14 protein-coding genes are annotated in these 11,382 nt (G+C 73.8%); 6 read left to right on the forward strand and 8 right to left on the reverse strand.

The window, feature by feature from the left end; all coding sequences use genetic code 11:
- Positions 1-71: 71 nt before the first annotated feature.
- Genes BSB02_RS06850 through BSB02_RS06860 form a run of 3 tightly spaced genes read left to right on the forward strand, consistent with a single transcriptional unit; the run spans position 72 to position 1,821 of the window.
- Positions 72-587 carry a hypothetical protein gene (locus BSB02_RS06850; RefSeq protein WP_143590322.1) on the forward strand — a complete coding sequence of 172 codons (516 nt, stop codon included), beginning with the start codon at positions 72-74 and terminating at the stop codon, positions 585-587.
- Entirely contained in the window at positions 588-1,277 is a 690-nt protein-coding gene (locus BSB02_RS06855; protein WP_206184543.1) for a class F sortase, read from the forward strand.
- Between the two features lie 40 nt (positions 1,278-1,317).
- On the forward strand, positions 1,318-1,821 hold the full coding sequence (locus tag BSB02_RS06860) for a GNAT family N-acetyltransferase (protein ID WP_158088577.1): 504 nt from the start codon (positions 1,318-1,320) through the stop codon (positions 1,819-1,821).
- 4 nt (positions 1,822-1,825) lie between these two features.
- On the opposite strand, the gene BSB02_RS06865 is transcribed toward BSB02_RS06860, so the two are convergent.
- Positions 1,826-2,893: a LacI family DNA-binding transcriptional regulator gene (locus BSB02_RS06865; protein ID WP_084957826.1), complete on the reverse strand. Its 1,068-nt coding sequence runs from the start codon at positions 2,891-2,893 to the stop codon at positions 1,826-1,828.
- A 70-nt stretch (positions 2,894-2,963) separates the two neighbouring features.
- Here BSB02_RS06865 and BSB02_RS06870 point away from each other — a divergent pair, with 70 nt between their 5' ends.
- Positions 2,964-3,152: a hypothetical protein gene (locus BSB02_RS06870; protein WP_084957827.1), complete on the forward strand. Its 189-nt coding sequence runs from the start codon at positions 2,964-2,966 to the stop codon at positions 3,150-3,152.
- Here the strand turns inward: BSB02_RS06870 and BSB02_RS06875 are convergent.
- From BSB02_RS06875 to BSB02_RS06885, 3 genes are read right to left on the reverse strand one after another with little or no spacing between them, the layout of a single operon-like run.
- Positions 3,149-5,206, reverse strand: coding sequence for an acyl-CoA dehydrogenase family protein (locus BSB02_RS06875; protein WP_084957828.1), 2,058 nt, complete (start codon positions 5,204-5,206; stop codon positions 3,149-3,151). The two genes, BSB02_RS06870 and BSB02_RS06875, sit on opposite strands and share 4 nt — an antisense overlap.
- 32 nt (positions 5,207-5,238) lie before the next feature.
- On the reverse strand, positions 5,239-6,093 hold the full coding sequence (locus BSB02_RS06880; RefSeq protein ID WP_084957829.1) for a tetratricopeptide repeat protein: 855 nt from the start codon (positions 6,091-6,093) through the stop codon (positions 5,239-5,241).
- A gap of 22 nt (positions 6,094-6,115) precedes the next feature.
- A complete protein-coding gene (locus BSB02_RS06885) occupies positions 6,116-7,549 on the reverse strand; it encodes an aldehyde dehydrogenase family protein (RefSeq protein WP_084957830.1) in 1,434 nt (477 codons plus the stop codon).
- A 59-nt stretch (positions 7,550-7,608) separates the two neighbouring features.
- Between BSB02_RS06885 and pgeF the strand changes: the two genes are divergently transcribed.
- Complete coding sequence (gene pgeF / locus BSB02_RS06890) at positions 7,609-8,334, forward strand: peptidoglycan editing factor PgeF (RefSeq protein WP_084957831.1); 726 nt, start codon at positions 7,609-7,611, stop codon at positions 8,332-8,334.
- Here pgeF and BSB02_RS06895 read toward each other — a convergent pair.
- From BSB02_RS06895 to BSB02_RS06905, 3 genes are read right to left on the reverse strand one after another with little or no spacing between them, the layout of a single operon-like run.
- A complete protein-coding gene (locus tag BSB02_RS06895; protein ID WP_084957832.1) occupies positions 8,321-8,635 on the reverse strand; it encodes a hypothetical protein in 315 nt (104 codons plus the stop codon). The two genes, pgeF and BSB02_RS06895, sit on opposite strands and share 14 nt — an antisense overlap.
- Positions 8,636-8,644: 9 nt before the next feature.
- Positions 8,645-9,808 (reverse strand): ATP-dependent DNA ligase, encoded by a 1,164-nt coding sequence (locus BSB02_RS06900; RefSeq protein ID WP_084957833.1) that lies wholly within the window; start codon positions 9,806-9,808, stop codon positions 8,645-8,647.
- On the reverse strand, positions 9,805-10,503 hold the full coding sequence (locus BSB02_RS06905) for a pyrimidine reductase family protein (RefSeq protein ID WP_084957834.1): 699 nt from the start codon (positions 10,501-10,503) through the stop codon (positions 9,805-9,807). The genes BSB02_RS06900 and BSB02_RS06905 overlap by 4 nt, the downstream gene beginning before the upstream one ends.
- 92 nt (positions 10,504-10,595) lie before the next feature.
- Here BSB02_RS06905 and BSB02_RS06910 point away from each other — a divergent pair, with 92 nt between their 5' ends.
- On the forward strand, positions 10,596-11,000 hold the full coding sequence (locus tag BSB02_RS06910; protein WP_084957835.1) for a hypothetical protein: 405 nt from the start codon (positions 10,596-10,598) through the stop codon (positions 10,998-11,000).
- Here the strand turns inward: BSB02_RS06910 and BSB02_RS06915 are convergent.
- The gene (locus tag BSB02_RS06915) at positions 10,997-11,380 is read right to left on the reverse strand and encodes a RidA family protein (RefSeq protein WP_084957836.1); all 384 of its coding nucleotides are present in this window, start codon (positions 11,378-11,380) and stop codon (positions 10,997-10,999) included. The two genes, BSB02_RS06910 and BSB02_RS06915, sit on opposite strands and share 4 nt — an antisense overlap.
- Positions 11,381-11,382: the final 2 nt, after the last annotated feature.

Consider the following 11,382-nt stretch of genomic DNA (forward strand, 5'->3'; position numbering starts at 1 on the left):
GGTCACGTTACTTGACGCTGGGTCTAATAATTGGCGACGCTCTCTAGCATCTCCGACCTCGGGAGCCTGGCATGGCGAGAGCGCGACGGCTGGCGGCCGCGGGAGCGGTGACGGCCTTCACCATCGGCGGCCTGAGCATGGCGGCGGGCATCGGGACCGCCTCGGCCGACTCGGGCGGGGCGCGGCCGGCGACGGCGGCCACCTGCCTGGTCCCCCTGCTGCCCTGTGAGACGGCCTCCGGCGGGCACCCCGGCGACCCGTGGGAGCCCGTCCCCGACGACGGCGCCTCCGGCTTGCTGCCGGTCCCCGGCGACAGCCGGCCCGGCCTGCCGATCCCACACGACAGCTGGTCCTCCGCGCCCTCGGAGAGCCGGCCGAGCCACCCCGAGCAGGAGCCGCCGCCGGACAAGCCCTGGCAGCCGGTCGACGAGGAGCGGCACCGCTGGCCCGACGGGCCGCCCCAGACCGGGGGCGGCGGCCTCGCGCCCGGCACGCCCGCCTGGCCCTTCGCCGTCGGCGGCGCGGCGCTGCTGGTCGGCGCCGGGCTCACCGGCTTCGCGGTACGGCGGGGCAGGGGCGTGGCGTAGGTGCCGGAGCCTGCCGGGCGGCGTCCCGCGGGACAGCGGCTGATCCTGGCCGCGGCCGCCACGGTGTCGCTGACCGGCGTGCTGCTCATCGGGTTCGGCCTGAGCGGCCTGCTCACCCCCGCGCCGGAGGCGGCGCCGAGCCCCGCGGCCCACAAGCCCACGGCCACGCGGCACCGCGTCTTCGACGTGCCGCCCGGCCACGTCGCCAAGCCGATGAAGGCGGCCAGGCCCGTGGCGGTCTACATCCCCGCCATCGGCGTGGCCGCCCCGCTCATGGAGCTCGGCCTGGACGCCGAGGGCGCGATCGAGAACCCGCCCTTCCAGCCGCCCAACCTCGCGGGCTGGTACCGCTACGGCCCCGTGCCCGGCCAGCGCGGCGCCGCCGTCATCACCGGCCACCTGGACTCCAGGACCGGGCCGGCCGTCTTCGCCTCCCTGCGCGACGTCAGGAAGGGCGACCAGATCCAGGTCATGCGGGCCGACCGGTCGGTGGCGGTGTTCGTGGTCGACAAGGTCGAGCACACGCCGAAGCGGTCCTTCCCCACCAGGAAGGTGTACGGCAAGGTCGGCTACCCCGCCCTGCGGGTGATCACCTGCGGCGGCGCCTTCGACCGGGCCACGGGCAGTTACCGCGAGAACACCATCGTGTACGCGCACCTGGCGCTGGCCCACTATCCGGGCAGGTCATGAGGTTTCCGGCGGCCACGCCGCCGGGCGTAGGCTGGCGTGCGTGCCGCACCTGCTGCGTACCGAACGCCTGCTCCTGCGCCCCGTGACCGCCGGTGACCACGCCTGGCTGCTGGACCACTGGACGGCCCCGGACGTGCGGCGCTTCCTGTTCGACGGCAACGCGGTCTCGCCCGGGGAGGTCATGGCGACCGTCGAGGACAGCGCCCGCGCCTTCGAGGCGGACGGCTACGGCGTGTGGCTGATCGAGGAGTCCGGGAACCCGATCGGCACGGCGGGGCTGCGCCCGCTGGACGAGCTGGGCCTGGAGGTGTTCTACAGCCTGGCGCCGGAGGCGTGGGGCAGGGGCTACGCCACCGAGGCCGCCCGGGCGGTCATCGAGCACGCTTTCGGCACGCTGGGCCTGCCCGAGGTGCTCGCCGAGGTGGACGAGGGCAACACGGCCTCGGTGGCGGTCGCCGAGCGGCTGGGCATGACGCCGTTCGAGGTCGTGCCCGGCGTGCTCGGCCCGATGACCCGCTACCGCCTCGTCCGGCCGTCCTCCTGACCCCTTACGCGGTGCGGGGAGCCGGGCCGGTGGTGCGGCGGACGACCAGCCGGTGCGGGAAGATGACGCTCCTCGGCTTGGGCGGCGTCTTCGACAGCAGCAGGCGGCCGGCGGTCTCGCCGATCTGGTGCTTGGGCTGGTGGATCGAGGTGAGCCCGGCCTCCTCCGCCCCGCTGTCGGAGAAGCCCACCACCGACAGCTCGCCGGGCACCTCCAGCCCCAGGTCGGCGGCCGCGTCCAGCACCCCGAGCGCCAGGATGTCGGTGTTGCACAGGATCGCCGTGGGCCGCGGGTCCAGTGCCAGCAGCTTGTGGCCGGCCTCGCGACCGCCGCCGCGCGTGTTGCGGGCCAGCTCGTACACCGGCACCTCGCCCCACGCCAGCCCGGCCGCCTCGCACGCCGCCCGGTAGCCGCCGACGCGCTTGCGCATCGCCTCGAAGACCGCGCCCTCCTGGCGGGCGACGTCCGCCCACCCGCTGCGTCCGTCGTGATGCAGGCCGACCACGGCCACCGCGAGGCGGCGGTGCCCCAGCTCCAGCACGTGCCTGGCCGCGTCGGAGCCCGCCGCGACCTCGTCCACGCCCACGAAGGGATGGTCCGGCAGGTACGGCTCGTCCACCACGACGGTCGGCAGCCGCCGCGCCAGCACGGCCTTCAGGGCCGCGTGCCCGTCGGGCAGCGAGTAGACGCAGAACCCGTCCACGACCGCGTCGCCGACGATGTCGGCCCGCTCGACGCCGCGCGGCTGCGGCAGGATCAGCAGCCCGACCTCGGCCTCCTCGGCGGCGGCGGCCAGGCCCTGCAGGAAGCCGATGGCGTAGGGGTCGGCGAAGGCGTAGGGAAGCGTCTCGGTGAAGATCAGCCCGAGCGCCCGCGCCCTGCCCAGGCGCAGTGACCGGGCCGCCGGGTTGGGCCCCGCGTAGCCCAGCTCCCGTGCCACGTCGAGGATGCGCCGCCGCAGCTCCTCGCTGAGCTGGTCGGGCCGGGAGAAGGCGTAGGACACCGTGGCCCGGGAGACGCCCATCCGGTCGGCGATCGTCTGCAGCGTGACTCTGTTCCTGCGCTCGGTCATCCCCCTCACCGTATCGCGTTGCCAGATACATTCTTAATGCATTAAGCTCTTAATTGATTAAGGAGGAATTATGGATGCCATGCAGGTTCTCGCCCACCAGACGGCGATGGGCCACTCCCGCCACCTGCGCTCGGCGCTGCCGGGCGCGCCGACGGTCCCCGGCGAGGCCAGCAAGGGACGTGCCCACGTGCGGGTACGGCTGGCGCGGACGCTCCGCCGTACCGCCGACAGGCTCGACCCGCAGCCGGGCCTGGGCTAGGGATCGCGGGGCAGGCCGAGGGCGCGCTCGGCGATGATGTTGAGCTGCACCTCGGTGGTGCCGCCGCCGATGGTGTAGGCCCGGGTCGTCAGGATCATCCGGCTCCAGTAGCGGCTCGTGGGGGCCACCGACCAGCACAACTCCGAGACCGCCTGGGCGTGCCGCATGCCCAGCAGCTTGCGCACGCTGGAGGCGGGCCCGGAGTCGGCGCCCGCGAGCTGCGAGAGCGTCACCCGCAGGCCCAGGGCGGAGATCGCCTGGCCCTCGGCCCACAGCCGCCCGGCGCTCTCCCGGTGCGCGGGCCGTACCTCCTCCAGCTCACCCAGCAGGCGCACCATGTCGGTGTGCCGGGAGCCCGGCCCCCACGTGTCGCCCAGGGCCACCCGTTCGTGCGACAGCGTGTCGCGCGCCACCCGCCAGCCCTGGTCCACCTCGCCGACCACCAGGTCGTCGGGCACGAAGACGTCGTCGAGGAACACCTCGTTGAAGATCTCCTCGCCGTTGATCTCCCTGAGCGGCCGGACCGTGACGCCGGGGGCGGACATGTCGACCAGGAAGTACGTGATGCCCTCGTGCTTGGGCTTGCCGGGGCTGGTGCGGGCCAGGCAGATCCCCCAGTGGGCGTGCTGGGCCAGGGACGTCCAGACCTTCTGCCCGGTGATCGACCAGCCGCCCTCCACCCGGGTCGCCTTGGTCGACAGCCCCGCGAGGTCCGATCCGGCGCCGGGCTCGCTGAACAGCTGGCACCACACGATCTCCCCGGTGAAGGTCTTGGGGATGAAGCGTTCCTGCTGCTCGCGGGTGCCGTAGCGGACGATGGACGGCACCGCCCAGGCGCCGATGCCGAGGTTGGGGCGATCGGGGAGCTCCTGGTGGATGAGCACCTGCTCCAGGGGCGAGGCGCCGCGGCCCCAGGGCGGGGGCAGGTGGGGCATGATCCAGCCCTCCCGGGCGAGCCTGGCCAGGCGGGTCCGCGGGTCGGCGGCGGCCAGCTCGGCGGCGACGGCGCGCAGCTCCCGGCGCAGGGGCTCGGCTTCGGCGGGCAGGTCGGGGTCCATGGCGCGGCGCACCCCTGCCAGGGCGAGGGACAGGACCGTCTCGGCCCACTCGCCGGAGTCTCCGGCGAGCATCCGGTCGGACAGGGCGCGGCGGTAGTAGCGGTGGGCGTCGTGCTCGAAGGTGTAGCCGATGCCGCCCAGCACCTGGATGGCGTCGGCGGCGCAGCGCACGGCGGCGTCGGGGGCCAGGACGGCGGCCACTCCGGCAGCCAGGCGCGCCTCGGCCCCGAGCACCCCGCCGTCGTGGGTGCGGGACCAAGGGGGAGAGGCCGGGGTACGGCGGGCGTCGGCGTCGAGGGCGCGGGCGGCGTCCCAGACGGCGGCACGCGCCTGCTCCAGCGCCACGAACGCCGCCGCCACACGGTGCTTGACGCCCTGGAACTGGCCGATGGGACGGCCGAACTGCTCGCGCACCTTGGCGTACCGCGCGGCCGTGTCCACCGCCCAGGCGGCCAGCCCGCACGACTCGGCCCCCAGCAGCACGGCCGCCAGCTCCCGCACCGGCGCCTCGCCCAGCACCCGCTCCTCCGGTACGGCCAGCGCCCGGGCCGTGCACACCACGCGGTCCAGGTCGATGCCCTCGACCGGCTCGGCCGCCACGTCGGCGCGGTCGAGCAACGCCCATCCACGCCCCTCCACGGGCAGCAGGAACAGGTCCGCGCCGGACTCGCCCAGCACCCGCCCCGCCAGCCCCACCGCGGCTGTCAGCGACCCGCCCGCCAGCCCGGCCACCAGCTCCGGGCACCGGCCCGTCCACGCCGCCGCCGTCGCGGCCAGCGCCGTGGGCAGCAGCGGCCCGCCGGCCCGCCGCTCGCCCAGCGCCTCCAGCGCGACGCACAGCTCCAGCACGCCGAACCCCTGCCCGCCGAGCTCCTCGGGAACGGCCAGCCCCGGCAGCCCGTGCGCGGCCGGCGCCGCGTAACCGAGGCCCCGCTCGGCCAGACCGGAGACGGAGGCGGCCAGCGCCCGGTGCTCCTCGGTGAGTCCGATGCCCATGCGCCGAATCTAGAACCTTGTTCGGTTGGTGTCTATGCGTCGCCGTACTCCAGCTCCAGCGCCCTGGAGAAGTCCGCGATGGCCTCCTCGTGCCGCTCCAGCTCCTGCAGCACCTCGCCGCGCACCTGGTAGGCCCAGGCGTACCGGTCGTCGAGCTCGATCGCCCGGTCCAGGTCGGCCAGGCCCTCCAGCGGCCGGCCCAGGTCGATCAGCGTCGCCCCGCGGCTGCCCAGCGCCCTGTCGTTGTCGGGGTCCAGCTCCAGCGCGCGGTTGAGGTCCGCCAGCGCCTCCTCGTGACGGTCGAGCATGCGCAGGGACTCGCCGCGCTGGGCGTAGGCGCGGGCGTGCCCGGGGTCGAGCTTGACGGCGCGCGTGTAGTCGTCGACGGCCTCCAGGTAGAGCTCCATGCGCTGGTAGAGGTCGCCGCGACGGGCCCAGGCGTCGGCTCCGCCGTAGGTGTCGATGATCCTCGTGTGCTCGGCCAGGGCCTCCTCCAGCCTGCCGAGGTCGGCCAGGGCGTCGGCGCGGGCCTCCACGATCCACATCTCCTCGGGCGAGAGGGCCAGGGCGAGGTCGAAGTCGGCCAGCGCCTCCTCGGGCCGGCCCATGGCCGCGTGGACCTGGCCGCGCGAGCCCAGGGCGTAGGCGTTGCCGGGCTCCAGGCGCAGCGACTCGTCGAAGTCGGCCAGCGCCGCCTCGTGGTCTCCGGCGAGCCGGTGGCTTTCTCCCCGCATGCGCCAGGCGCGGGCGTTGTCCGGGTCCAGGGCGATCGCCTCCGTCAGATCGGCGATGGCGGCCTCGTAGCGGGACAGCGCGAAGTAGGAGTCTGCGCGGCTGCGCAGGAGGGAGGCACGCGCGGCGGCGGCCTGCGCGGGGAGTTCCGCCATGCGGCGACTATAGCCGCATGATCTAGATTTGGATGATCGCCGCCTTCTCCCTGGTGTACTCGATCACGGCGTCGTGGCCGTAGCCGCTGTCCTTGACGCCGCCGAACGGCAGGCCGGGCGGCATCTGCCGGTAGGTGTTCACCCAGACGGTGCCGGACTCCAGGTCGCGCACGAGGCGATGGGCGCGGCCCAGGTCGCGCGTCCAGACCCCGGCGGCCAGGCCGTAGGGGGAGTCGTTGGCGATCCGCACGGCCTCCTCCTCGGTGTCGAAGGGGATGGCGACGGCGACCGGGCCGAAGATCTCCTCCTGGCACACGCGCAGGCCGTTGTCGGCGGTGGTGTAGAGCGTCGGGGCGACCCAGTAGCCGCCGGGCAGCGAGGGCACCACCTCGGCGCCGTGGGCGCCGCCGAAGACGAGCTCGGCGCCCTCCTTCTCGGCCAGCTCCAGGTAGGAGACGACCCTGTCGTACTGGCCCTGGGAGACGATCGGCCCCATCGTGGTGGCCATGTCCAGCGGGTCGCCCAGCACGATGTCCGCGACCCTGGCGGTGATCCGCTCGATCATCTCGCTCCAGATCGGGCGGTGGATGAGGATGCGCGTCCCGGCCACGCAGACCTGTCCGGCGTTGCCTGTGTAGACCGAGTCGACCGTCACCCCCTCGACCGCCTTGTCCAGGTCGGCATCCTGGAAGACGATGTTGGGGGACTTGCCGCCCAGCTCGAACGTCAGCGGCTTGAGCCCCGCGTTCCGCGTGACGCGCAGCCCGGTCTCGGTCGAGCCGGTCAGGCTGATCTTGTTGACGCCGCGGTGCCGCACCAGCGCCTCGCCGACCTCCTCGCCCAGCCCGCCGACGATGTTGAGCACGCCCGGCGGGAACACCTCCGCCAGCAGCTCGCCCAGCCGCAGCACCGACGCGCCGGCCTGCTCGGCGGGCTTGACGATCACGGTGTTCCCCGCGGCCAGCGCGAAGGCGGCCTTGGCCGAGAAGGTGGAGATCGGCGAGTTCCACGGGATGACGCACAAGGCCACGCCGTACGGCTCGCGCCTGGTCAGCCCCAGCGCGTCCGGGCCGAGCAGGACGGTGTCGCCGGTGACGGCCTCGAGCACCTGCCCGGCGGCCAGCTGCCACAGGTACGTCATGCCGGGCAGGTCGCGCTTGAGCGTGTCGCGCAGGATGCGCCCGTTGTCGGTGGTCTCCAGCCGCGCCAGCTCCTCGGCGTGCTCGGCGAACAGCTCGGCGACCTTGCGCAGGAAGTGCGCCCGCCCCAGCGCGGGCAGGCTCGACCAGCGGGGGAAGGCCTCGCGGGCGGCCCGCACGGCCGCCTCCGCGTCCGCCGCGCCGCTGCGGGGGATGCGCGCCCACACCTCGCCCGTGGCGGGGTTGACCGAGTCGAGGGTCCTGCCGTCGGCCGCGGGCAGGAGCCTGCCGCCGACGAGGTTGCGGAAGTCCGTCACGCGCCCAAGCATACGCTTGCTCAAAATCCTCGTCGACGCGGTCCGCCTAAGATCGGAGCATGCAGCTCGCGCCCGGCGTCCACGTGACCGTCACCGACCGCCACGGCGGCGTCAGCGCCCCGCCGTACGGCTCACGCAACCTCGGCGGCATGGTCGGCGACGCGCCCGAGGCGGTGCGGGCCAACCGGCGGGCGCTCGCGGCCGAGCTGGGCGTCGACGGGATCGTGTTCATGCGGCAGGTCCACGGCGCCGGCGTGGCCTTCGTGACCGAGCCCTTCGGGCCCGATGCGCCCGAGGTCGACGCCGTCTTCACCACCACGCCCCGCCTGGCGCTGGCCTCGCTGGGCGCCGACTGCCCCGCCGTGCTGGTCGCCGACCCGCGGGCCCGCATGGTCGGCGCGGCCCACTCCGGCCGTCCCGGTACCGAGGCGGGCGTGGCCGCCGCGCTGGTGGAGGCCATGGCCGGCAAGGGCGCCTCGCCCGCCGCCATGGTCGCCCTCGTCGGCCCGGGAGCCTGCGGCCGCTGCTACGAGGTGCCCGCCGAGCTGCGTGACCGCGTGGCGGCCAAGGTGCCGCAGACCCGGTCCGTCACGTCGTGGGGCACCCCGGCGCTCGACCTGCGCGCGGGCATCGAGGCCCAGCTGCGTGCCGCGGGCGTGCGCGACGTCCGCCACGACGCCCGCTGCACGATCGAGTCGCCGGAGCTTTACTCCCACCGGCGGGAAGGCGTCTGCGGGCGCTTCGCCGGGCTCATCTGGCTGGAGGAGCCGGTCACCGCTGGTTGAACACCCAGTTGACCAGCGCGATGCCGCCCCAGACGACCAGCAGGCCCCACAGGTCGGCCTCGGCCACCAGCAGCGCGATCGTGACGATCGTGCCCAGCGACAGCGACACGATGGCCAGCGCCAGGCGCATCCCGGCACTCGTGCCGGACTGCTTGGGCGCGGCGGCCAGGCGTTCCTCGACCCGCCTGTCGATCTCCTTGCCCATCTTGTCGAGGAAGGACTCGACCACGGAGTCCTCGAACTCGGGCCCTAACTCCCGCCGTGCCTCGACGGCGGCGCGCAGCTCGTCACCGGTGCTCATGCGCCCACGCTACCGCGCCAGGATGTCGTCGAGGTTGTAGCGCACGGGCCGCTCGAGCTGGTCGTAGGTGCACGACTCGGGGGTGCGGTCGGGCCGCCAGCGGCGGAAGTGCGCGGTGTGCCGGAACCGGTCGCCCTCCATCTGGTCGTAGGCCACCTCCATCACCAGCTCGGGGCGCAGCGGGATGAACGACAGGTCCTTCTTGGCGTTCCACCGCGACACGGCGCCCGGCATCCGCTGCCCGCCGCGCGAGGGGGTGGCCGCCGGCTGGCCCGCCTGCAGCAGCGCCTGGTCCGCCCACGCGCCCCACGGGTGCTCGCCCAGCCCGACGCGGTACGGCTGGAGCTCCTCCACCAGCTCGGCGCGGCGCGCCATCGGGAAGGAGGCGGCCACGCCCACGAAATGCAGCCGCCCGTCGGGCGTGTACAGGCCGAGGAGGAGCGAGCCCACGATGGGGCCGGACTTGTGCTCCCGGTAGCCGCAGACCACCACGTCGGCCGTGCGCTCGTGCTTGACCTTGAACATGGTCCGCTTGTCCGGCACGTACGGCTGGCCGCCGGGCTTGACGATGATGCCGTCCAGCCCGGCGCCCTCGAACGTCTCGAACCACTTGGCGGCCTGCTCCTCGTCGGTGGTGACCGGCGTGAGCCGTACCGACCTGGAGGGATCGGGGCTTTCCGGGAAGATGCCCTCCAGCCGTGCGCGGCGCTCGGAGAACGGCGCCTCCATCAGCGACTCCCGCCCCAGCGCGAGCAGGTCGAAGGCGATGAACGAGGCGGGGTGAGTCTCGGCCAGCATCCTCACCCGCGAGGCGGCCGGGTGGATGCGCTGCTGGAGCATCTCGAAGTCCAGCTCCTGGCCCTGGCGCAGCACGATCTCCCCGTCGACCACGCACTTGTCCGGCAGCTCGGCCCTGACCGCCTCGACCAGCTCGGGGAAGTAGCGCGTGAACGGCCGCTCGTTGCGGCTGCCCAGGAAGACCTCCTCGCCGTCGCGGAAGACGATGCAGCGAAAGCCGTCCCATTTGGGCTCGTAGTACAGCGTGCCGTCCTGCCTGGGCATCGCCTTGACCGGCTTGGCCAGCATCGGCGCGACCGGCGGCAGCACCGGCAGGTCGAGGTGGAGCTCCTCGAGCGGGCCGGCCGCCGCCTCCGTCGCCTTGGGTTCCGTCATGGCTCGCCCTTCCTCACGTAGCGGCAGAACAGCACGCCGTCCTCCTCCAGCACCTGCGCCAGGCGCATGGGCGTCTGGGAGGCCTGACCGTTCAGTATGCGCGCCGCGCCCCCGCCGACCAACAGGGGGCTGACCGTCAGGCACAGCTCGTCGACCAGCCCGTCGGCGGCCAGCTGGGCGTTGACGCGCGGACCTCCCTCGCACAGCACCTTGGTCAGGCCGCGCTCGTGAAGGGCGGCGAGGGCGGCGGCGAAGTCCACCCGGTCGGTCCCGGCGACGATCACATCGGCCACCTCGGCCGCCGCAGCCCTGCGGTCAGCGGGCGCGTCCGCGCAGGTGACGACGATCGTCCTGGTCTTGGCGTCGGTGAACAGCGGACCGGCCAGGTCCAGGTCGAGCCGGCGGGTGACGACCGCGATGGGCGGCGGGACGGGGCGGTCCTCCCTCGGCTTGGCGGGGCCGTACCCCTCGGCCCGCACGGTGGCGGCCCCCGCGACGATCACGTCGGCCAGCCCGCGCAGCACGCCGAACAGCCGCCGGTCGCCCTTGCTGGACAGCCCGGCGGACAGGCCCTCGAGCCAGGCCGCGCCGTCGGCGCTGGCGACCATGTTGAGGCGGAGCCACGGCCGGTCGGGGTAGGCGTAGGCCTGCCGGAGATCGGGATCGTCGACCATGTCGGGATGGATACGCCGCATCCATCCACCTTGTCACATGTCGCAAGTGTGATGACGCGAGGGCTTTCTTGTGCTTACGTGGCGTGAGAGATCTGGGACTCCAGGGAGGCGCGGTGGGTTTGATCACAGCGGTCACATGGCTGGTCACCGCTTCCGTGGGCGCGTACCTGCTGTACGTGTGGTTGTCGGGCGGCGGGTTGCGGCAGCAGGCGGCGAAGGTCACCCGGTTCCCCACGACGCTGATCTTCTCCCATCCCGCGCTCGCCGTCGCGGCCCTGGCGTGCTGGGCCGGCTACCTGCTCACCGGGACCAGGGCGCTGGCCTGGGCGGCCTTCGGGGTGCTGGCGGGCGCGGCGCTGCTGGGGTTCACGATGTTCACCCGCTGGCTGGGCGGCGGCAGGCACGCCAAGGGCGCCGAACGCGGCTTCCCCCTGCTGGCCGTACTGCTCCACGGGCTGGGCGGGGTGGTGACGTTCGTGCTGGTGCTGCTCACCGCCAGCATGACGCGCGGCCTCTAGGCGACGGCGACCGCCTCGATCTCCAGCAGCCAGTCCTCGCTCCAGATGTCGGTGACGATCACCGTGAGGGCCGGGCGGTGGTCGCCGAGCACCTCGTCCCGGATCCTCGCGTTCTCCTCCCGGTACTTCCGGTCGGACAGGAACACGGTCACCTTGGCCAGGTTGGCGACCGTCATGTCCGCGCCGGCCAGCACCGAGCACACGTTCCGCCAGGCCAGGCGGCACTGGTCGGCGAAGCCGGCCGGGATGTGGCCGTCGGCCGTCTCGGGCACCTGGCCGCTGATGTACAGGACGCGGCTCGCGCCCTCCACCAGGGCGCCCTGGGCGTAGGACCGGCCGCCGGCGGGGACGTCGGCGGGGTCGACGGGCTGGATCGTCACGC

It is taken from the genome of Thermoactinospora rubra (assembly GCF_002093975.1).
Lineage (GTDB): Bacteria > Actinomycetota > Actinomycetes > Streptosporangiales > Streptosporangiaceae > Nonomuraea > Nonomuraea rubra_A.

Bases quoted from the DNA above. Each gene is read 5' to 3' on its own strand.
- BSB02_RS06850 (WP_143590322.1), top strand. From the start codon at position 72: ATGGCGAGAGCGCGACGGCTGGCGGCCGCGGGAGCGGTGACGGCCTTC.
- BSB02_RS06865 (WP_084957826.1), bottom strand. From the start codon at position 2,893: ATGACCGAGCGCAGGAACAGAGTCACGCTGCAGACGATCGCCGACCGG.
- BSB02_RS06870 (WP_084957827.1), top strand. From the start codon at position 2,964: ATGGATGCCATGCAGGTTCTCGCCCACCAGACGGCGATGGGCCACTCC.
- BSB02_RS06875 (WP_084957828.1), bottom strand. From the start codon at position 5,206: ATGGGCATCGGACTCACCGAGGAGCACCGGGCGCTGGCCGCCTCCGTC.
- BSB02_RS06880 (WP_084957829.1), bottom strand. From the start codon at position 6,093: ATGGCGGAACTCCCCGCGCAGGCCGCCGCCGCGCGTGCCTCCCTCCTG.
- pgeF (WP_084957831.1), top strand. From the start codon at position 7,609: ATGCAGCTCGCGCCCGGCGTCCACGTGACCGTCACCGACCGCCACGGC.
- BSB02_RS06895 (WP_084957832.1), bottom strand. From the start codon at position 8,635: ATGAGCACCGGTGACGAGCTGCGCGCCGCCGTCGAGGCACGGCGGGAG.
- BSB02_RS06900 (WP_084957833.1), bottom strand. From the start codon at position 9,808: ATGACGGAACCCAAGGCGACGGAGGCGGCGGCCGGCCCGCTCGAGGAG.
- BSB02_RS06905 (WP_084957834.1), bottom strand. From the start codon at position 10,503: ATGCGGCGTATCCATCCCGACATGGTCGACGATCCCGATCTCCGGCAG.